Source organism: Mycobacterium sp. C31M, assembly GCF_053345865.1.
Map to the genome: position 1 here is coordinate 276086 of NZ_JBKFAX010000002.1, position 20741 is coordinate 296826.

A 20741-nucleotide genomic window follows, 5' to 3' on the forward strand; every position below is an offset into this window, starting at 1 on the left:
GCGATTGAACCCCGGGCATGCAGTAGGTCGCGCCGTAGGGGCACAGATGACCGGACGCAAGAAGCTCAAACCACACTTCTCCGATGTACAGGCGCATTACGACCTGTCCGACGAGTTCTTCGCGCTCTGGCTGGACCCGACCAGGACCTACAGCTGCGCGTACTTCGAGCGCGACGATATGACGCTGGAGCAGGCACAGCTCGCGAAGATCGACCTGTCGCTCGGCAAGCTGGGGTTGCAAGCCGGGGATGACGCTGCTCGACATCGGGTGCGGGTGGGGCGCCACGATGCAGCGCGCCTTGGAACGCTACGACGTCAACGTCATCGGGCTGACGCTCAGCGAGAACCAGAAGACTTACGTGGAGGGCGAATTCGCCCGATCCGACTCGCTGCGGAGCAAGCGCATCCTGCTCGAGGGTTGGGAGGAGTTCGACGAGCCGGTGGACCGCATCGTGTCCATCGGCGCGTTCGAGCATTTCGGGTTCGAGCGCTACGACGCGTTCTTCGAGATGGCCTACTCGGTGCTGCCGGCAGACGGTGTGATGCTGCTGCACACCATCTGCGGCAAGAAGTTCGACCAGCTGACCGCCGAGGGTATCCCGCTGACCTTTGAGGTCGCGCGCTTCGTCAAGTTCATCCTCACCGAGATCTTCCCCGGCGGACGACTGCCGTCGATCGAGAAGGTCGAAGAACACGCCACCCCCGCCGGTTTCGCGGTGACGCGCATCCAATCCCTGCGGTTCCACTACGCGCGGACGCTGGACCTGTGGGCCGAAGCGCTGGAAGCGCGTCACGAGGAGGCGGTCGCGATCCAGTCCGTAGAGGTCTACGAGCGGTATATGAAGTATCTGACCGGCTGCGCGAATGGTTTCCGGGACGGCTATATCGACGTAAACCAGTTCACAATGTCGAAGTAACGGAGCCACGACGCGCACGAACGGGCGCGGACGCCGGTGGCGGATCGGTGACGCGACCGGAGGGCGATAGAGTCGACACCACAAACGATCGTCGCCGCCGGCGCCGATCCGCACAGTATTGGATGACACGCTGCAGGCTCCCGGAGTACCGGATGCGTGGCGAGTAGGGTGCCAGCGCAAGTGGGCACCAAGACGTGGTGGGCGGCGCGATCGCAGCCCACCGAGAGGGGCAAGGCCACAATGTCGGACAAGTCGACCACCACTGCGGAGATGGAACCGCACTTCGAGGACATCCAGGCCCATTACGACCTGTCCGACGACTTCTTCGGCATCTTCCAGGACCCGACGCGCAAGTACAGCTGCGCCTACTTCACCGGCCCCAAGGCGACGCTGTCCGAGGCGCAGATCGCCAACGTCGACCAGCACCTGGACCGACTGGATCTCAAGCCCGGCATGACCGTGCTGGAGGTCGGCTGCGGTTGGGGCCTGACACTGCAGCGCGCCATGGAGAAGTACGACGTCAACGTCATCGGCCTGACGCTGAGCAGAAACCAGCAGGCCTACTGCAATCAGCTGCTCGGCAGTATCGACTCCGAGCGCACCTTCGACGTCCGGCTGCAGGGCTGGGAGCAGTTTTCCGGCAAGGTCGATGCCATCGTGTCCATCGAGGCGATCGAGCATTTCGGGTTCGACCGCTTCGACGCCTTCTTCAAGACCGCCTTCGACAGCCTGCCCGCCGGCGGCCGGATGACGATCCAGAGCAGCTGCGGCTACCACCCCGACGATCTGCGCGCGCGTGGCAAGAAGCTGACCTTCGAGCTGGCGCGGTTCGCCAAGTTCATGGCCGAGGTGATCTTCCCTGGCGGCCGAATCCCCAGCACCAAGATGCTGGTGGAGCATGGCGAGAAAGTCGGCTTCACCGTTCCCGAGGTGTTGTCGCTGCGTAATCACTACATCAAGACACTCGGCATCTGGGCCGCGCGTCTGGAGCACAACAAGGACCAGGCCATCGCTGTGGCCGGGCAGGAGCACTACGACGACTACATGCGCTATCTGACCGGTTGCCAGTACTACTACGTCGACGAGGCGCTCGACGTCAGCCTGGTGACGTACGCCAAGCCCTGATAATTCGTTGAGCCGCAGAGCTTTTCAGTGGGTGGCGGCGGGTGCTGAAGCTGCTGGGGTTATTCCTGGTGTTGGTGGCGGTGTGCGCGCTGCTCGCGCGTTTTCTGCCTGCCGTCGATCGGCCTGTCGTTGCCACCGCGGCATTGTCGCCCTACGTGATGTCGGGCGCGCCGTTGGCGATGCTGGGGTTCGCCGTATCGCGGCACTGGACGCTGGCGTCGGTGGCCGCGGGCCTGACCGTGGCGGTGCTCGCCGTGAGTCTCCCCCGCTATCTCGGCAGCAGATCGGCGGCCACCGGTACGACGCTGCGATTCGTCTCGGCCAATCTGTATCTGGGCCGGGCCGACCCACACGCGGTGGCCGCGCTGGCCCGAGCTGACGCAGACGTCCTGGCGGTGCAGGAACTGACACCGGAACTGGCCCGAACGCTGACCGCGGCGCTGGGGCAGGATTTCCCGCACTACGCCCTGCGCCCCCGCGACCGCGCCGCGGGTGTCGGACTGTGGAGCCGCTACCCCATCACCGCCTCCGAGGCCGACGACAGTTTCAGCCGCGGCTTCCTGGCCGCGCGCATTCAATCGCCGGAGCACGGCACCGAGGTTCTGGCAGTGTCCACCCATATGCCGCCACCGCGGTCGGCCTTTGCCACCTGGCGCTCCGAGATCACCCGCCTGCCCGCGGCGCTGCGCCGGTTGCCGGCCGACTGCCCGGTGATTGTCGGAGGCGACTTCAATGCCACGCAGGATGTCCGAGAGTTCCGGATGCTGTTACGTGATGGATATCGCGACGCCGGACAGCAGGCAGGCGCGGGGCTGCTGCGCACATATCCCGGAGAGGGTCCGGTTCCGGCGTTCCTCGCCGTCGACCACATCCTGACCCGAGCGGCGACTGCCGGCAGTGTCTCGGCGATCCCACTGCCGGGGTCAGACCATAAGGCGTTGGTCGCCACGATTACGTTGCACCCGCAACAACATTTACAGCAACGTCAATAACTTCGCGGCCGGGCCCCTCGCTCAGGTTCCCGTCCGCTAAGGCGGCGGCCTTAGCCGCTCGCGCGCTCACGCATAACTATTTACAGCCTCACGCACGCCAAATCCCATGGCAGAGCCCGTCAACACCGCATCCGCGTGTTGTCGCAGTTACCTACGATGCGCACACCGCACAAAAAGTGATTCAGCAAAGTTGGATCGATTGTTCACATCTGGCAAACCAGGGGTCACGATCAACACTTAGCGGGCCTTTGCAATCAGAATGTTCACCGCCGGGAGTTACGGCGGCGTGAACATGTCGCGCGACCGGTACACACGGCGCAAGACATGCCGCGAACTGCGGCGATAAGTTGACAGGCACCACACAGTCTGCGAAGCTTTGCGCAACTTCACGCCGATACGTAGGGGGACCACATGTCAGGAATTCGCCGCAAGGTCGGCTTGGGAGTGGCATCCGCCGCCCTGGCTGCCGCAGCTACGCTCTCACCGGTGACGGTGGCACAGGCCGCCCCGCCGGCACCGCTGCCCGCCGTGGGAATTGGCTCCACCCTGGACGCCGACGACGACTGCGGAACCGCCGCCAACCCGTGCCTGGACTTCAGTTCGGCCGCCGTGAGCGCCACCGCATCGTCGCCGAACAACATCTTCCAAAACCAGTTCTGGTGGTTCGGCCCGGCTAACCCGAACTCGCCGACCAATCCGGTGTTCACTTTCACCCCGCTGAGCCTCGTGCCGGGTTTCTTGAAGCCGGCCTATAGCTGGTTTACCCAGAACCTGAACTTCGAGGCCTGTGTATTCGGTGCCTCCGTCAAGGTCGGCCCGTACGGCACCACCACGTTCTCAGTCGGCCGCGGCTGCAACTAGTAGTTGCTGCTAGTTGCTCCGAACCTGACGTATTCGGCGCGGACCCGCTTCGGCGGATCCGCGCCGAACCTATCTGGAAGCCACTGAGTGCCGAGAAACATTCCGAAGGACGATGACGACCGTTCCGCAGCACGAGACGACGATGACGGCGTAGGCGACCGACTCGGTGCCTCGCTGCGACGGCATCGGCGCTCGATCCTCGTTGGCGGTCTGCTCGCCGTCGTGGTGGTCGCTACTTTCATCGGGTGGCTGGCCAAGAACGGTATGGACGCCCGCTCAGAACTCGAACAGGCACGCTCCAACGCGCAACAAGCCAAAGACGCACTCCTGCAAGGCAACTCAGGCGACGCATCACGTTTTGCCGATCACACCGAATACCACGCGCAGCAAGCCAACGACGCCACCCACTCACTGCCGTGGAGCATCGCCTCGGCACTGCCGTGGCTGGGCAGCCCTTTTGCGACCGGACAGCAGATCTCACAGGTAGTACTAGGACTGGCCACCGATGTGCTCAAGCCCGCCGCGACGGCCGGGGCTGCATTGGCACCGGACCGACTGATCGCCGGCAGCCGCGTCGACGTGCAGCTGCTGCGCAGCGAAGAACCCAAGCTTCGGGAATTGTCCGAGGCGGCAGCGCGGCTCAACAGCGACGCGCAGGCGATCGTCACACCGAGATTCGTCGCGCAGCTCGCCGACGCGCGGACCCAGCTTCAAGCGCAGACCGCCGAGATCACCGGACTGTTGGAGAACACGGCGCTGGCAGCGCGCCTGGTCCCCCCGATGATGGGTGCCGACGGACCGCGATCGTACTTCATGGCGTTTCAGACCAATGCCGAGGCGCGCGGCACCGGCGGCCTGCTGGGCGGGTTCGGGGTGCTGCGGTTCGACAACGGTGTCGCCACCGTCGATACGCTCGGTACCAACACCGAGCTGGATAAGCCGTTCACCCCCATCGATTTGGGTGCGGAGTTTCAGCAGAATTACGGCTATGCCAACCCGTTCGGCGACTTCCGCAACAGCAACCTGAGCTCCCACTTTCCATATGCCGCGCAGATCTGGAAGTCTATGTGGGCGCAACAGACCGGGACGAATGTGGACGGCGTGATCGCGCTGGATCCGTTTGCCCTCAGTGACATCCTGGGTGCGGTGGGGCCGATCACCATGCCCGATGGCGAGCAGGTGACTGCCGACAATGTGGTCGAGCTGACCGAATCCACCGTGTACGCACGGTTTCCCACCGATCATTCGGCCCGTAAGCAGTACCTACAGGAAATTGCCAGCGAGGTGGTCAAGAGCGTCACCACCACCACTGGCTCCCCCCGGGGATTGCTTGAGGCGCTCGGCCATGCGGTCAGCGAGCGCCGGATATCCGTGTGGAGCGCGGCTCCGGCAGAGCAGGCGTTGTTGGAACAGACACCACTGGCACACATCATTCCCGACGAACCGGCACCGTATGCCGAAGTGGTGATCAACAATCTGGGTGGCAACAAGATGGATTACTACCTGGAGCGCGAAATCGAGTACGTGGCAGATGAATGCGAAAACGACACCAGGAACTCGACCGTCACCATTCGGCTGAAGAACTCGGCACCGCCCGGGCCGCTGCCCGACTACGTGGCTAGCGCCGGAGGACTCAATCCCGACCTACCGATCGACGTGCCTCCAGGCACCATGGTTACGTCGGTCCGCCTTATCGGGACACAGGATTCCACGTTGGAAAGCGCGCTCTCCAACGGGCAACGGACACAGGCCTTTACCGGCGCAGAGAGAGGTCACCCTACATTCGAGGTGCAGGTTGCAATCCCTCCGGGGAAGGCTGGTGAGCTTACCTTCAGGCTGTCCGAACCAACTGTCGGCGGCGCACCCGAAGTTCCGATTCAACCGTTGGTCGACAAAGTGGCTCCCGTAGTATCGGTTCCCGCGTGTTCGTGATTCGCCGAACGCGCACAACCCAATAGACAACAACACGAATGAAAACTCAGCAGAAGTATCGACGGCCACCACCGGCGAAGGGGCAGCATTGAATCTCAACGATATTTTGAAGATGCTCCGATCTCGGTGGATAACCGTGTGCACGGTGACGATCGTGGCGGTGTTGGCGGCAACGGTCTATTCCCTTATCACTACGCCGCTCTACCAAGCGTCTACACGGCTGTTTGTATCTACGTCGGCAGGTTCGTCATTGTCCGAAACCTACCAAGGCAACCGCTTCTCGCAAGAGCGCGTGGTGTCCTACGCCGAGCTCATCAAGGGAAGAACGCTCGCGCAACGGACAGTCGACAAGCTCGAACTCGATATGAGCGCTGAGACGCTACAGCAGAAGATCAGCGCAAGCGCCAAACTCGACACAGTCCTAATCAACGTCTCTGTGCTCGATGAGTCTCCAGTACGCGCACGAGATATAGCCAACGCGCTGTCAGATGAATTCGTAAACCTTGTTCGCGAACTCGAGACACCAGAGGGTGGCACTAGACCCGATGCTCGTGTCGTCGTCGAACAACGTGCATCGATGCCAGAGCGTCCCATAGTTCCCCAGACCGGTAGGAACATTGCGATCGGCCTACTCTTAGGCATTGCGCTTGGAATCGGGGCCGCCGTTCTCCGAGATCTCCTCGACAACACGGTGAAGACCCGGGAGCAGCTCGAGGAGATTACCCATGCCGGCATCGTGGGGATCATCCCCTTGGACAAGGAACGCCGAAAGCAGCCAGCAATCTCATTCGACACCGACAATTCCGGCATCTCTGAAGCGTTCCGGAAACTCCGGACAAACTTGCAGTTCCTGTCCGTCGATAGCCCGCCGCGGGTGATAGTGGTAACAAGCTCGATGCCGACCGAGGGCAAGTCAACCACAGCCATCAATATCGCATTAGCCCTCGCCGAAGCCGAGCAAAATGTAGTCTTGGTCGACGGCGACCTGCGGCGGCCCATGCTCCACAAGTACCTAGGTTTGGTGGGAGCCGTAGGCGTAAGCACGGTCCTTAGCGGGCAAACCACTCTGGACCAAGCGCTACAGAAGACACGTTTTCCGGGCTTAACGGTTCTGACGTCAGGTGCTGTACCACCCAATCCGAGTGAGTTGCTTGGATCGCAGTCGGCTAAGCACCTGCTCGCGGCACTCCGTGAGCAGTTTGACTACGTGATCGTAGATACGACACCGCTTCTCGCCGTTACCGATGCTGCGATTCTGGCCGCGTGCGCCGATGGAGTACTGGTAATGGCAAGATACGGCCAAACTAGACGCGACCAACTTTCTCACGCTGTAGGCAATCTCAGGGACGTCGACGCTCCCCTTCTAGGCTCTGTTTTCACAATGTTGCCGTCGCGAGGAATATCCTCTTACAGTTACGTCTACGGATACGGTTACTACGGCGGCGAGGGCGAACAGCGCGGTTCTGGTGATGCCCCCAAAGCAGATGGGCCGAAGGCTATTCGCAACGTCGATCCGTCTGACGGCGTAGTTCAGTCCGGCAGTCGACGACGGCGGAGTGCGGACTGACACTAAACTTGCTCCAAATAGCGCAGTGCCGTCTTCACGACTAATCTCCGACAATAACCAATGCTACTGCCGCACGACGGCGTGGCTGCCACCTCTTGAAGGTACCGATGACCAAACGCGCTCTCATCACAGGTATTACCGGCCAAGATGGGTCCTACCTCGCAGAGTTGTTGCTGAGCAAGGGCTACGAGGTGCACGGCCTAATCCGCCGTGCATCAACGTTCAACACTTCGCGGATCGACCACCTATACGTCGACCCTCACTCCCCAGACGCAAAGCTCTTCCTCCACTACGGAGACCTCAGCGATGGCGCACGGTTGGTGACGTTGCTTGCACAGATAGATCCGGACGAGGTGTACAATCTCGCAGCACAGTCGCATGTACGTGTGTCGTTCGACGAGCCAGAGCACACTGCGGATACCACTGGTACAGGCACCATCAGGATGCTTGAAGCAGTTCGTCTTTCCGGCATAGACACCCGGTTCTATCAGGCGTCGTCGTCCGAGTTGTACGGAGCTACGCCTCCTCCACAGAATGAACACACCCCCTTCTACCCACGATCTCCGTATGCGGCCGCAAAGCTGTATAGCTACTGGATCACGAGGAATTACCGAGAGGCCTACGGGCTTTTCGCCGTCAACGGCATCCTTTTCAATCACGAGTCACCACGCCGCGGTGAGACGTTTGTCACGAGGAAGATTACTCGCGCAGTAGCGGCAATCAAGGCTGGCGTACAAGACTGTTTGTACATGGGCAACCTAGATGCCATCCGCGATTGGGGATACGCGCCTGAGTATGTCGAAGGAATGTGGCGGATGCTCCAAGCAGACCATGCCGACGACTACGTACTAGCGACCGGTATCGGGATCACCGTCCGAGAGTTTCTCGAGATCGCCTTTGCACACGCCGATCTCGATTGGGATAAATACGTTCGCTTCGATGACCGCTACCTACGCCCTACAGAGGTCGACGCACTAATTGGGGACCCCACTCGTGCAAACACGAAGTTAGACTGGGTGCCGTCGGTGGACGGTCGCCAGTTAGCACGGCTGATGGTCGATGCTGACATCGAGGCCCTTGCCCACGCTGGTAGGCCTTGGATCGACCGAGTCCGACTGGCCGATTGGGGGACCATAGACGTCACCGGGACGAGACTAGCGTGAACGGTCAAATCAGTTACTCCGCTAGCGAACTCGATAGAGAGTCGAGATTCTATGTTGCCGGCCACCGCGGATTGGTCGGCTCCGCGATAGTCCGGCGTCTTCAGAGCGCGGGATTCGAAAGGATCCTTAGCAAGACCTCGACGGAGCTCGATCTAACATGCCGCGAGCAGGTGTTCAAGTTCTTCCACGAAGTTCGGCCACGCTATGTCGTACTCGCGGCAGCGAAGGTCGGCGGCATCTTAGCAAACAGCACTTACCCTGTCGACTTCCTCAGCGAAAACATCCGTATCCAGGTAAACGTGCTAGACGCTGCTCGTGAAGTCGAAGTGGAACGCCTGTTGTTCCTTGGATCGTCATGTATCTATCCAAAGTTCGCTCAGCAGCCAATCCGTGAAGAGTACCTGCTCACGGGTCACTTGGAGTCAACGAACGACGCATATGCGATAGCGAAGATCGCTGGAATTCTCCACGTCCAGGCTATTAGAAGGCAGTACGGGCTCCCTTGGATATCAGCGATGCCGACCAATCTGTACGGTCCGAATGACAACTTTTCACCAACAGGCTCACACGTCCTGCCCGCGCTAATCCGTCGCTACGACGAAGCCGTAGCGAATTATGCACCATCGGTTACAAACTGGGGAACCGGGTCGCCTCGGAGAGAGTTCTTACACTCTGATGATATGGCTGATGCATGCTTGCACCTTCTAGAACACTACGACGGACCGGATCAAGTCAACGTTGGAACGGGCACAGACGTGACGATCCGAGAGATAGCTGAGGCCGTCGCATCGGTAGTGGGCTTCAGCGGCGAAACTCTCTGGGATACAACCAAGCCCGACGGCACACCGCAGAAGCTTCTCGACGTGACGAGGCTGACGAACGCAGGTTGGAAGTCAAAGATCACCCTCCGAGAAGGTCTCGAACGGACATTAGCCTGGTATCGAAAGCACGCCGACTCCTTACGGAACGCGTGAAACTAAGGTCATCGAGGTCTCGTGCGCAATGCTCGCCATGCATGAACCCAAGCCCTCACTCATGAACTCTTCTCGACTTCGCGCAGTGAGACTTTGGGCCACCGTCGCAGCTGTCGCCCTAGTTGTGACGGGTTGCCAACGCCCTCCGGACAATTACACATCTACCTACACGCCACCTGCCACTTCGACACATTCGACGGACGGTACAGAGGGTCAGGATTCCGAATGCTCTGATCCCTCAACCCTGCCGGCAGCTCCTGCAACCAGGCCCGGAACCCAGCGGGTGACCGTAATTGGCGATTCCTACCTGTCCACGCCCCCAGTGCCATTCCCCGACTTGATATGGCAAGAGTTCGACCGACGCGGCCCCAAAATCACAGCGACAGTTGGTGCGGAAGGCGGGACGGGCTACACCAACTGCGGCGCCTCCGCGAAGACTATCTACCTACAGCGGGTCGACAGGTTGGTGTCTCCTAACGACGCGCTCATCGTGTTCATCGGAGGACGAAACGATCGCTATACGAGTCCACCGGTGCTGGAGCTGGTGGTTAGGGACACATTCGCACGAGCACGCGAGATCGCTCCTTCCGCAGAACTTCTCGTGATTGGACCAATATTTCCTGGCGATCCGCCAGCCGCCATCGGGCGCGTAAGCGAGACACTCAGGCACGAGACTGAAGCGGCGAGTGGAACATATGTTGATCCCGTTGAACTGGGATGGTTAAGCGAAGACAATCTTACGAAGGAGGACGGCGTTCACCCCAATGAAGCTGGCAACCAATACTTAGCCAATAAGATTGGGCCGCTCATTGCGGCGCAGCTCAGCGCCTAGTCAACTTTCTGCCTGTTCGGATTAACCCGCATAAACCGACTCGAGTCGCGCTGCGATCGAGTTCATGCTGAGCCGACCCCTTACCGCTTCACGGCCTGCAGCGCCGAGCTGACTCGCCAGAGTCGGATTGGCCAGCAACGTTCGGATCGCTTCCACAAGTGATTCCTCGTCGGCCCCAACTACTAAGCCGCTTCCGGATTCGTTCACGAATGAAGCGAGACCGCAAGATTCCGTGATAATCACCGGCAAACCAATTGACATCGCTTCGAGCACAGACATGGGATACGGCTCGTCGACCGCCGGCAATACATATATTGCGGACCGGGCTAAGCGGCAAACAGCATCTCCCGGGGCCACGCCGCCTTCCCATGAGACCCTAACTCCCCTACGCTGGGCTGACTGAACTGCGAGGGATACCGCTCGGCCTTCGCCCTCGTCAGGGCCGACAATCGCGAAGCGTGCATCAGGAAACTCAGAGAACAACGACTCCGCGGCCCGCACAATTGCCAACGGCCGTTTCCGTTTGGCCAGTCGCGCTAAGTAAAGCACCTCGACCTCTCCTGAGTTGTCAGGCTTCAATGTCGAATCTGGCACCCCATTGGGTAGTTCAGCCAACTCGATGGAGTCATGGCGTGCGACGTTCGCGAGATCTCCACGCTCAACATCTGTCAAGTACAGGACTCGGTGCGCCCGCCTCAGCACCGTCCTAGTGAGGATCGCATCGAGTGGTATAGCTAAGGCACGGTCCGACTCGTCAATCATGCCGTGCGCCTGAACGACATAACGAACACCCCGTTGAGCGACCAACCACGCTGTGGGTAGAGTGACAAGATCACGTGCCGCATGAATGTGAACGACATCGAACTGGTGGGCCGTTCGAGCAACCCAAGCCCAAAGCGACGGCGATGAGAGGCCCGCAAACCCTGTCCAGGGGATGATATTCACGGCTCGGAACAGCCTCGCGGGAACACCCTCGACCGAGGTCGGCGCGTGCCGATACCCGCGAAACGCTCCGGCCAACTGAACGTCATGTCCTCGTTCTTGTAACGCTGCACACTGATTCACGGCCACTCGTAGAGGGCCTCCGTACTCCCCCATCGGGCTGACGAGAGTGACGACAGACAGAATCCTCATCGGGCATCGCCTTTCGCGAAACAGGCTGCAGTGACGTTGGCACTGAGCGGACCAACTAAGCTACAGGCCTGACAATCGGTTTCTTCCGCGGACTTGACGTTCAGGTTCGCAGCTGGCTTGTGTCCAACGTCCCACTACCTGCCGGTGACGAATAACCGTCGCCATTACACACCCGCCGCTATTCCAAAGGTTTCTGCGTAGGTCAGTCCTGTTACTTGACAAGCACTTCCACACCGTCTGCGAAGTTACCAATCATCTCGTCGAGCGAAGGGTACTGGTGAGCCTCATACCGGCGGTGAGTCGCCTCGGCTGCAGGGCGCCGCCGAGCGAGAACCAGTGACGCGAAAGCATCAACAGAGTCTTCAGCTACGAATACGTCCTTTCCTTGCTTCAGGTACTCATACTCCGGCGCATGAAATGGCCAACTGGTTGTGAAAATGGGAAGCCCCACTGCCAAGCATTCCACCGCAACTAGTCCGATCCGACCAGGGTTGATCAGCCCTTCACAGCTGGCAGCCAACAATGCCTTCTCCTTGGGGCCTGCGTAGCCCAGCATCACAACCTGGCCTCGCGCAGCGGCTGGAGAGAGCAAAGATGCCTGATCTCCACTCCCGCCCACGACGAGCTTCACCTCGCGATCGCGCTCCCAGAGGACGTCGAGCGTACGTGTCAAGAAATCGATCCTCTTCGATTCGTCGATGCCGCCCAAGTATCCGAATACCTTGCCACGCAACAAATTGTTACTTCGTTCAAAGTCGCGAACCTCATCGGTACGAAGGTTTCGCATACCCTCAACGAGGCGGGAAACATCAGCGGAGTTCATCACACAGGTCACAAGCGACGGATGGACCCCAGCTGCAACCGCGAAGTCCGCACCCGAAGGGGTATACGCGAAGACCCGATCGCTATGAAACATCTGATGGCGTTCAGCGGCGAGGTCGAGTGGGTGCCCGGGCTGCGTATACGGTCTAACGTGGCCCCACACTCCCAGCCGGCGACCGGTAATCTTCTTCTTCGCGATATCCATATTCAGGTCGATCGAGGTTCCTCTAAGCTCAAAGATCACGGCGTCGCAATGTCGCCAATGCTTTGATGTTCCGTAGAACGAGATCGTCCGATGCCCCACCCTCAGCCTTTTGGGTTCAGCCAATTTCAACCAGGGCTCGCCACCTGCCTCATCACCGCGTGCCGCCTGCGAACCGAAGGGCCTGCCGGCCACCACAAAACAATCGATCCCGCGATCACCGAGTCGCTCAACCAAGCCTTCGAAGAAGGCCAATCGGTAGGTCGGCACGTACTGTTGGACGATCGCCACTCCGCGTCGTCTCACCGATACGCCCTTGTCACTGCGTTGTCTAAAGTCACTTGCCACTCATTTCTGCACACTCGGCCGGTGCCAGGTTACTTCGTTCAGTATCATTGCGCCGCAGATAGTTAACGGAAGCCGTCCTGATGTGATGGCAACACTGATCTACGGACAGCCGAGTGGCACTGCCAGGTCCTCCAGCTCCGCCAACCTTTCAGATGTGGCCATGGCTCCCTCCAACCGGTATCTTGGGATCGCCCCGTGAAGATCACTGCAAACATCTAGTTGATAGTTGAGAGCACATGCAGCTTCCCGAGATACGCCAGAACCACTTCAACCTCCGCGAGTTCTCAGGCTCGGGATACGACAAGGGGCGCGGTTTCGCAACTCAAGTCCTGTGGCTTATAGCATCCCGGAACGTCGTCATGCACTGGTGGTTGCCTAACCGGTTGCGGATAGCACTTCTACGACTTTTCGGCGCCCAGATCGGACGGGGCGTGCTCCTTCGACACGATGTAAAGATCCACTGGCCGTGGAAGCTCGAAATCGGCGATCACACGTGGGTAGGGGAAGGCACGTGGATCCTCAACCTCGAAAAAGTCACCATTGGCTCGAACACTTGCGTGTCACAAGATGTACTTCTGTGCACCGGCAGCCACGATCGCCGAAGCCCTACATTCGAGTTCGACAATGCACCCATAACGATTGGGGATTCGGTGTGGGTGGCCGCACGAGCGACCGTGCTGCGAGGCGTCCAGATCGGTGACGGTGCAACGATCGGCGCCACCACGTTGGTCACTCGGTCGGTACAGCCAGGCCATACTGTCGTCGCGGCACAGCGCTAACGACAGTCATCCCATGCGGCACCTCAGTCTGCTAAGAAGGACCATTGCCCTTACACCTTCGGATCGCCGATGGGCTTTTCTACCCAGTAAAGCTCGTCGCTCCGGCTAGATTGACAATGTATTCAGGAGTCGGTTCAAGGGTGAGTAGGAAGAACAGTCAGACGTCCCACATCTCTCGACGTGACCTGCTCCCCGCTCTAACAGCGCTTGGCCTCGCTGCGCACACAGCAATAGGATCTGCTGCTGCGGTCCTCATCGCTAACCGTAGAACCAACGTCACACAGTTGAATGCATGGCTTGCTGCGCCAACCGCGAATGGCATACATCGACTCACCGGCGACGTGACGGTCGACGCGCCGTTGATAGTTCCTTCGAACCGGGTACTCGATGCGCGCGATGCCACAATCACCTTGATAGAAAATTCGAACTGCAACATTTTAATGAATGCCAATGCAGTCACGCCACAGAGAACAATCATTGACCTCGCTACCACCGCTGGGTCCACGTCCATCAGGGCTTTGTCGGCAGTTTTCGCGCCCTCCGATATCGGGCGGACACTAGTCGTAGACGGAGCAGGCGGGAACGGCAACGGGCCTCTTACAGGAGTAATTCTATCCGTTCCGAGCAGTGCGGAAATCATTCTCAGCGAGCCTGCGACGGCCACAGTCACTAATGGAACTGGACGCGCTTACATCCGTGATCAAAACATATCAATACACGGCGGACTTTGGAGCCGCGGCGGCAATGGCGGATCTGGAAATAACAAGCACGGGCTTTTGTTTCGCCATGTAGACAACCTCGATGTCGAGATAGATAAATACACATCGACAGGGCCAGGGAAATATGCGATCGCCGCAGGTGATATTCGTGGGTTCCGGCTTGCGCTCCACGACGCCCAAACGACAAGCGATGGGGTTCATATCACCGGGCCGGCGAGCAGCGGCTCGATTCCCCACGTCGCGGGCAATACGCAGGACGACATGCTCGCGTTCACATGTGGGGATTACGCCGAGTACGCAGATGTGGGCGGCGACATCCTGGATGTATCGATCGGCGAGCTCCGGCCCCGAGGGGCTATGCAGGCTTTGAAGGTACTCGCAGGGGCCGGGCGTCGGATCGATGGACTGACAGTTCATGGTGGAATACAGGGGAACGTCACCGATCATGCGGTGTGGGTCGGCGACGGCTACGGCGGGTACGGCGATGCCCTCATCGGTGGCCAGTACGGCACCTTGGACCTCGGATCAATCGACGTGGACGTAGCGGGCCCACAGTTCTCCGACCTCTACCTCGTATCTCCAGCGGCGTCGAAGATCACTGCTCGTATCCGACACTCGCCCAATAGTGCCGGCAACGTATCGGTGAGCCTCTGGGGTACGTCCCGAGCCACCATCAAAGAGCTAGTGCTGGACGATTGCGACTGGTCAGGTACAGAGCTAAAGCAAGCGATTTCTGTAACGGCCGACTCTGCGGTCGTCGAGCAGCTGACCGTCAATCGTCCTCGCCACCACGGTGCCGGCAGCTTGTTCGCGATCACTTCGGGAATGGTCGGGAATCTCCTTGTGCAAGAAGGCCAATGGGTAGATCCAGGGTCTGATGGCACCTTCTTCGTCAACGGCGGTGAAATCTCGTCAATCACTGCTGTCGAGTGCAACGGGGAATACACGGCGAACGGTTACGGTGTTCGTATCAACAAAGGCGCCATCTCTGCTGTCACCTTTCGCGGAGGCAGGCACTCAACGCTCCACTCACTCATTCGCAGCTTCAGCTTGATCTCCGGGTCTATCAATCTTGACCACTGCACAATCACCACCGCATCACGCGTTGCCCAGCTTGTCGGTGAATCCAACATCCTGCTTATGGAACCGACTTTCGACCACATCCGTGCTGCTGCATTTCATGTCACCGTAGGACCGTTTCTTATCGAGGGAGACGCGCAGCTGTTGGGAAATTTTGCACTTATAGAGACTCCCGACGGCACGACTGTGCGCGTGGCTGGCCCCATCGCTCAAGCGATCAGCCTTCGCTAGCAGACAGTTTCACCGCATTAGTCGCTGCTTTGAGGTCGATTGCTGCAGACACATGGGTTTGCTTAGTCTCGCTCAAAATCCCGTAACAGGAGAAGTCGAGAAGACCGCTCCTACACGACTGAGCCAGTTGGTAGCATCTGGCTAAATCCACAGCTGGTCAACTAGATCCACAGCTTGGTCAGCCAGCACGTTGGGAGCTATCCATGCCGGCATCCGATCATCTCAGGAGCCACTACACGGATTTCTACACACCCGGGCTCGATTCGGAGTGGCGACGCCTAGGGGCAATCGATAAGACCGACAACATCGTTCGGGCCTGGCGCTCGCAACCGCAACCGCAACCGCAACCCAAAGTAGTCGAGATCGGCTGCGGAGACGGCGCGATTGCAGCCCGACTCTATGAACTTGATTTCTTCGCTTCATATCGCGGATTTGATATATCCACTTCAGGCATCCAAATCGCATCTTCTCGAACGTTGCCGAACACCAAATTCGAGGTCGCTAGCATACCCGTACCGGTCGGTGACGACTCAGCGGATGTCGTCTTAATGTCCCACGTAATCGAGCATCTGGAACATCCCAGAGAGCTCGTCAAGGAAGCTCACCGCATCGCACCTCTGTTAATCGCCGAAGTACCACTGGAACTGAACCGCGGGCTGCCCGACGACTACGACTGGAATCCGGTCGGACATATCAATAAGTACAACCGCACAACCATCCGGCAGCTGATTCAGACCTGCCAGTTCCATGTACTCGAACAGTTCACCACCAACCCCTCGTCCGCCGTCGCGCAGTTCCACAGGTCCGGACTGCAATCGAGGGCGCGGTGGGCAGTGAAGCAAACCGCATTGCGCATTATGCCGAGAGCGGCGCGCGCCCAATTCACGTATCACGAAACTCTTCTGGCCGGACGCAACAATCGAACTCATGAGCGCTACAACGCAACAGGCGCCCACTTCCACAACGTCTAGGCCCTACCGCTGGCTATACGTAGAACCCAAAAGCAATTACTAGAGACTTGCTTTCCTAACTCCCCCGCTTCTGAACCACTCGTCGCCAAAACAGCTTTCTTAAGCGCTGGAGCACGGTATGGACCAGATAGAGGGGTAACATCATTGACTCTCCGTGCACCCGGACGAAACGCATATACGGACCCACACCATTGGGGAACCCAAAAAGCAACTTCCACCGATCGGCCAGTTGCGCTGCCCTAATCCGCTCGTCGAGTGTTCGGCCTTTTGCACATTCACCGACCGGATCTCCGTAAACGTACGATTGGACGCCGATACGCTTCGCCCGCAGCCCGAGATCAATGTCCCCAAGTGCATGCGTATACCTGGTATCGAGACCGCCTAGCTCGTCAAAAACAGTCGCTGGAATCGCAACCAGATTTCCGTTGAATGTGTCCACTGGGTTATATCCCTTGCCAATCGCTGGCCGATGAAACGAGAAGGGACGCAAGCGTCCTTTAGAAACAAATCCAGAATAGGTCACTGATGCAGTTGCAGGATCGAGGAATGCGCCCACAAGGATACCGTTATCGAGGTCGCGAAATGCGCGAAGAAACCCTGTGAAATTAGCCCCCAACATGATGTCGTCGTTGAAAAGAAAGTAGGCATCGGCATCGTAATCGGAAGACTGCGCGGTGCGATACGCGAGCGACATACCACGATTCCAAAACAACGATCCTGATCCTTGAGTGATAACTATATCCAAAGGCAAACTCGCCACTCGGGCGCTCGTGCCATCCGTCGATCCATCGTCAACCATGAAGATCCTGAATTCGAACTCAGACGCAATTGGCCGAATTAACTCTGCGAATCGGTTGAGACCTGCCACGGTCGTGTCTGCCCTGTTAAATACAGTTACCAACACTGCGATGCGCATCACGTTCAACGAGTCCTCCGACTTGTCCGATATAGGAGGTAGACGGTAAGTCCACCGAAGAGCATCGCTGCACCTAGATATCCCACTATGCCAATAAGGCCGCCCGGCCGCACATAAACTACAAGCGCAGTTGCGATCGCACCGCTGCTGACAAAAACTAGAGGAGCCAAGAGCATTCGAGACTTAGTTACGGCGGGTAGGTACGCTCTACTCGCCATGCCGCCGAATGCAAATGCCGCGGCATATGCTGCGATAACACCAATAGCAAAGTTTAGACCAGTCGCGATCGCGCCGAGCGTTATATTGATAGCGGCCATCACTCCTTGGATTCTTAGTAGGCGTATCAACTGACCACCAGTCAATTGCCAGTAGTAGCCAGATAGCCCGACGATATTCAGCGCATTTCCTACAGCCAGCAGCGAGAAGAGTATGACAAATGTCGATCCAGAGTACCCAAGCCCCAACCATTGAATAGACGGGGCGGCAAATATTTGCGCAAAGACGCCGCCCAGGGCTAATAGGATAAGCAGGCGATCATTGCGGTCGAAAATGGCAAGTAACTCCGAATCCGTATCACCCTTATTACGTGCGCCCACAGCAAGCAGAGGCTGCAGTCCCGACTGAATGATAACTCGAGTTTGAGTCGTAACACGTAGCGCCAATTCAAATTGGGCAATTAGAACTAAGGGAGCGAAAAAGCTGAGCATTAGTTTGGTTGCGGGTTCGAAGGACAGTCGGATCAACGCAATCGCCGACAAATTCAGATTCTCGGCCCAGATCACTCGAATGTGAGCAAATATTCGACACCGGTCAGAAAGGGGCTCGCACCTCGATAGTTGCCTTACACGCGACGCGGACAACCCCAACTGCACAAGGGACATTACTAGGTACACGCAGCCGATACCGACTGGGCCAAGCGATGAAATCAATGGAACAGCTACCACAAGGCCAGATAAATTCGACGAAATGGTGACAATACTCTTGTAATTTAGTTCAAACATACCCTCACAAATTGCGAGGAGTATATTTGCGATCGCCGAAAAGATGGCATTCAGCAATGCAATCCACACAAGGGTCCAGATCGCAGAACGGTCGAGTTCGCCGCCGAAGCGAGAAGCTACATAAAGCCCGATGATCGGCGTGATAATTATCGCAAGAACAACTGATGGAAAGCTAGCGACAACAAGAGCCGCGACCGACAGGTTTCGAAGGTCGATTTGTTCGTTGTTCTTGACTCGAACTGCAATGACCCTAGTAATGTTTACGCCAGCTCCTGAGTCACTAATGCGTGCTACGAGCAGGAGCCCCTGAATGAGCGACCACACGCCGATCCAGCTGACGGAGAGGATATCGGCGGTGAAGCGAAAGACGCCGAACAGAGCTAATGCCGTGGTAATGGCCGAAGCGATTACGAGAACAGATGTACGACGCTGGTAACTATGAGGATCTTTCATTGTTCGCGTTGGTCAAAATATGACGTCGAGTCCCGCTGATTTACGGTTCCATCCTTTGATACTGGACTCTTCTTGCGCCTTGAGGCTAATGAAAGAATCAACAGTGCTGCCAAAGCACCGTACTGCTGGACGATTGTGACAATAAAGGTCCAGCCTACAGTGCCTTGCCGGAAGAGATTAAAAACAACCACGAGCGCAAGCGCATACAGGATGACAGAGGCACCCGACCACCGCCGCATCAACTGTGTATCAATCCGCGCGGTCAACGCACCCAATCCAAACATCGCCAAGCCTACGCCGATTACGCCGCCCAGGAGGTAGGCAGTACCGATCAGAGTTGACGCATATCCCACCGTGGGTGCATCAAAAGAAGAGTCCCCGAGGGCCGCACTAATTCCGTACGACAGGTCGTAAAAAAAGGTTGGTTTCCCAGGCCAGATTGCGCGCGGCACTGAGTAAAAAAAGGGCTCTATGTTGGTCGTGATGAGTGCGTCCCAAGCGCCCCCGAAGAGACTTAATATTTCGGCCCGTGACAGCATTGCTACTGAAATCATTTCTACCGAGGAGAATTCGAGAGAGTACAGATAGAACTGGAACACCGAACCTTCAGCGTACCCCACGTTATTTAGGTTGATACCGTAACCTGCTACAGATGCCGGAAGGAAAATCCGCGTTATCAATGAGAGGAACCCGATACCGACTGCCACAGCGAATACTACTGGCAGCAGCTTCGTTGTGAGTGGCCGGCGGTATGCGTGGACAGCTACCGCAAGGCAGAGCAATGGAAGCAAGAAAACCAACCTCTTGCCGATCATTATGTACGTCAAGCCCAGAGTTAGGAACAAAATCGCGAACCATAGCCGTTGGCGGTGCCGACCCCGGATTGCTTGGATTACACCCCATGTAGCTGCCCCGTCTGCAATTCCCGAAATTGTTCGGAGCTGAATTGCACCGGAATCGAGTGTTGCAACCCCAGAAAATTCTCGGGCGAAGCCCGACAGCCTAAGGACCGCTTCGGTCATACCGCCCGAATAAATTATCAGCGCAATCTTAAGTACTATTCCCAGGCCGAGCAGTGTTAGCAGTAGACCGTTGATCGGTCGAACATTATCGTCAGCGCGCGCCTCGACGACAAAGTCACCTGAGGCCTTTACCAATCGCCTATTTCTAAAAAGCAGATTTCCGTAGACAAAAGCTACTAGACCGAAGGCGCTCAGCCACACAGTGTTAGCAAATACGCCGTCTGAGTAGTATCTACTGGCCCAAGTGTATTCGCCCGCTGCGAAGATAAGTATCGCTGGCATCAGCAAATATAGGGCCACGCACAGGAGTACGACGGTGTAGGAGGAGAAAATGGGCCGTCGGTTATGTAGGTCCTTCGGCGCACTCACGAATCCGAAAACTAGCACTACCGCGAGCACGACAACAGCAAGCAATGCCATCGCTAGTCCGATGCCAACGTTGCCGACGCGCGATACGCGAGATCTTTCGAAGCAGCGTGCCCCGCGCTCAGGCAACATCCGCGTGGAGCAATACGGCTAGTCACGTCAACCACCTCTGCGGATGCCTCCATTCCGTTGCTGCACCACACCGCATCATCCACACCGAAGCCGATAGATGCACATTGGCACGGCCGATCTGTAGCACTCTAGCGACAGCCTCCAACTACTGCTGCGCATCAAGCGTCCACTGCGCCGGCACCGGTGCGAGAAGCCGCGAAAC

The 20741-nt window shown here is 58.1% G+C and carries 16 protein-coding genes and 1 pseudogene; 12 read left to right on the top strand and 5 right to left on the bottom strand.

All coding sequences use genetic code 11. The features are described 5' to 3' along the window. Positions 1-46 precede the first annotated feature (46 nt). From ACLBYA_RS03845 to ACLBYA_RS03885, 9 genes and pseudogenes are all read left to right on the top strand, one after another. Positions 47-917: pseudogene (locus tag ACLBYA_RS03845) on the top strand (cyclopropane mycolic acid synthase family methyltransferase). Between the two features lie 240 nt (positions 918-1157). Then, complete coding sequence (locus tag ACLBYA_RS03850) at positions 1158-2042, top strand: cyclopropane mycolic acid synthase family methyltransferase (protein ID WP_447708223.1); 885 nt, start codon at positions 1158-1160, stop codon at positions 2040-2042. 41 nt (positions 2043-2083) lie between these two features. Then, positions 2084-3034 carry an endonuclease/exonuclease/phosphatase family protein gene (locus ACLBYA_RS03855; protein ID WP_447708036.1) on the top strand — a complete coding sequence of 317 codons (951 nt, stop codon included), beginning with the start codon at positions 2084-2086 and terminating at the stop codon, positions 3032-3034. A 492-nt stretch (positions 3035-3526) separates the two neighbouring features. Continuing rightward, positions 3527-3895, top strand: a complete 369-nt coding sequence (locus tag ACLBYA_RS03860) for a hypothetical protein (protein WP_447708037.1) — start codon at positions 3527-3529, stop codon at positions 3893-3895. A gap of 264 nt (positions 3896-4159) precedes the next feature. Next, the gene (locus ACLBYA_RS03865; RefSeq protein ID WP_447708224.1) at positions 4160-5827 is read left to right on the top strand and encodes a DUF4012 domain-containing protein; all 1668 of its coding nucleotides are present in this window, start codon (positions 4160-4162) and stop codon (positions 5825-5827) included. Between the two features lie 88 nt (positions 5828-5915). Continuing rightward, the gene (locus tag ACLBYA_RS03870; protein WP_447708038.1) at positions 5916-7394 is read left to right on the top strand and encodes a polysaccharide biosynthesis tyrosine autokinase; all 1479 of its coding nucleotides are present in this window, start codon (positions 5916-5918) and stop codon (positions 7392-7394) included. 107 nt (positions 7395-7501) lie between these two features. Next, positions 7502-8557: a GDP-mannose 4,6-dehydratase gene (gene gmd, locus ACLBYA_RS03875; RefSeq protein WP_447708039.1), complete on the top strand. Its 1056-nt coding sequence runs from the start codon at positions 7502-7504 to the stop codon at positions 8555-8557. Further along, complete coding sequence (locus tag ACLBYA_RS03880) at positions 8554-9531, top strand: GDP-L-fucose synthase family protein (RefSeq protein ID WP_447708040.1); 978 nt, start codon at positions 8554-8556, stop codon at positions 9529-9531. The genes gmd and ACLBYA_RS03880 overlap by 4 nt, the downstream gene beginning before the upstream one ends. Positions 9532-9592: 61 nt before the next feature. After that, positions 9593-10363, top strand: coding sequence for an SGNH/GDSL hydrolase family protein (locus ACLBYA_RS03885; RefSeq protein WP_447708225.1), 771 nt, complete (start codon positions 9593-9595; stop codon positions 10361-10363). Positions 10364-10384: 21 nt separating this feature from the next. Here the strand turns inward: ACLBYA_RS03885 and ACLBYA_RS03890 are convergent, their stop codons facing one another. Together ACLBYA_RS03890 and ACLBYA_RS03895 are read right to left on the bottom strand one after the other, a co-directional pair. Further along, entirely contained in the window at positions 10385-11497 is a 1113-nt protein-coding gene (locus ACLBYA_RS03890; protein ID WP_447708041.1) for a glycosyltransferase, read from the bottom strand. Positions 11498-11708: 211 nt separating this feature from the next. Then, positions 11709-12812 (bottom strand): glycosyltransferase, encoded by a 1104-nt coding sequence (locus tag ACLBYA_RS03895; protein WP_447708042.1) that lies wholly within the window; start codon positions 12810-12812, stop codon positions 11709-11711. Positions 12813-13105: 293 nt separating this feature from the next. Here ACLBYA_RS03895 and ACLBYA_RS03900 point away from each other — a divergent pair, with 293 nt between their 5' ends. From ACLBYA_RS03900 to ACLBYA_RS03910, 3 genes are all read left to right on the top strand, one after another. Beyond that, complete coding sequence (locus ACLBYA_RS03900; RefSeq protein ID WP_447708043.1) at positions 13106-13648, top strand: putative colanic acid biosynthesis acetyltransferase; 543 nt, start codon at positions 13106-13108, stop codon at positions 13646-13648. A gap of 284 nt (positions 13649-13932) precedes the next feature. Beyond that, positions 13933-15678: a hypothetical protein gene (locus tag ACLBYA_RS03905; RefSeq protein WP_447708044.1), complete on the top strand. Its 1746-nt coding sequence runs from the start codon at positions 13933-13935 to the stop codon at positions 15676-15678. A 203-nt stretch (positions 15679-15881) separates the two neighbouring features. After that, entirely contained in the window at positions 15882-16649 is a 768-nt protein-coding gene (locus tag ACLBYA_RS03910; protein WP_447708045.1) for a class I SAM-dependent methyltransferase, read from the top strand. Positions 16650-16704: 55 nt separating this feature from the next. Here ACLBYA_RS03910 and ACLBYA_RS03915 read toward each other — a convergent pair whose 3' ends face one another. Genes ACLBYA_RS03915 through ACLBYA_RS03925 form a run of 3 tightly spaced genes read right to left on the bottom strand, consistent with a single transcriptional unit; the run spans position 16705 to position 20410 of the window. Further along, the gene (locus tag ACLBYA_RS03915) at positions 16705-17568 is read right to left on the bottom strand and encodes a glycosyltransferase family 2 protein (RefSeq protein WP_447708046.1); all 864 of its coding nucleotides are present in this window, start codon (positions 17566-17568) and stop codon (positions 16705-16707) included. Between the two features lie 2 nt (positions 17569-17570). Further along, complete coding sequence (locus tag ACLBYA_RS03920) at positions 17571-19019, bottom strand: hypothetical protein (RefSeq protein WP_447708047.1); 1449 nt, start codon at positions 19017-19019, stop codon at positions 17571-17573. After that, complete coding sequence (locus ACLBYA_RS03925; protein WP_447708048.1) at positions 19016-20410, bottom strand: hypothetical protein; 1395 nt, start codon at positions 20408-20410, stop codon at positions 19016-19018. The genes ACLBYA_RS03920 and ACLBYA_RS03925 overlap by 4 nt, the downstream gene beginning before the upstream one ends. Between the last annotated feature and the right edge of the window lie 331 nt (positions 20411-20741).

Bases quoted from the DNA above. Each gene is read 5' to 3' on its own strand.
- ACLBYA_RS03850 (WP_447708223.1), top strand. From the start codon at position 1,158: ATGTCGGACAAGTCGACCACCACTGCGGAGATGGAACCGCACTTCGAG.
- ACLBYA_RS03865 (WP_447708224.1), top strand. From the start codon at position 4,160: ATGGACGCCCGCTCAGAACTCGAACAGGCACGCTCCAACGCGCAACAA.
- gmd (WP_447708039.1), top strand. From the start codon at position 7,502: ATGACCAAACGCGCTCTCATCACAGGTATTACCGGCCAAGATGGGTCC.
- ACLBYA_RS03885 (WP_447708225.1), top strand. From the start codon at position 9,593: ATGAACTCTTCTCGACTTCGCGCAGTGAGACTTTGGGCCACCGTCGCA.
- ACLBYA_RS03890 (WP_447708041.1), bottom strand. From the start codon at position 11,497: ATGAGGATTCTGTCTGTCGTCACTCTCGTCAGCCCGATGGGGGAGTAC.
- ACLBYA_RS03900 (WP_447708043.1), top strand. From the start codon at position 13,106: ATGCAGCTTCCCGAGATACGCCAGAACCACTTCAACCTCCGCGAGTTC.
- ACLBYA_RS03910 (WP_447708045.1), top strand. From the start codon at position 15,882: ATGCCGGCATCCGATCATCTCAGGAGCCACTACACGGATTTCTACACA.
- ACLBYA_RS03920 (WP_447708047.1), bottom strand. From the start codon at position 19,019: ATGAAAGATCCTCATAGTTACCAGCGTCGTACATCTGTTCTCGTAATC.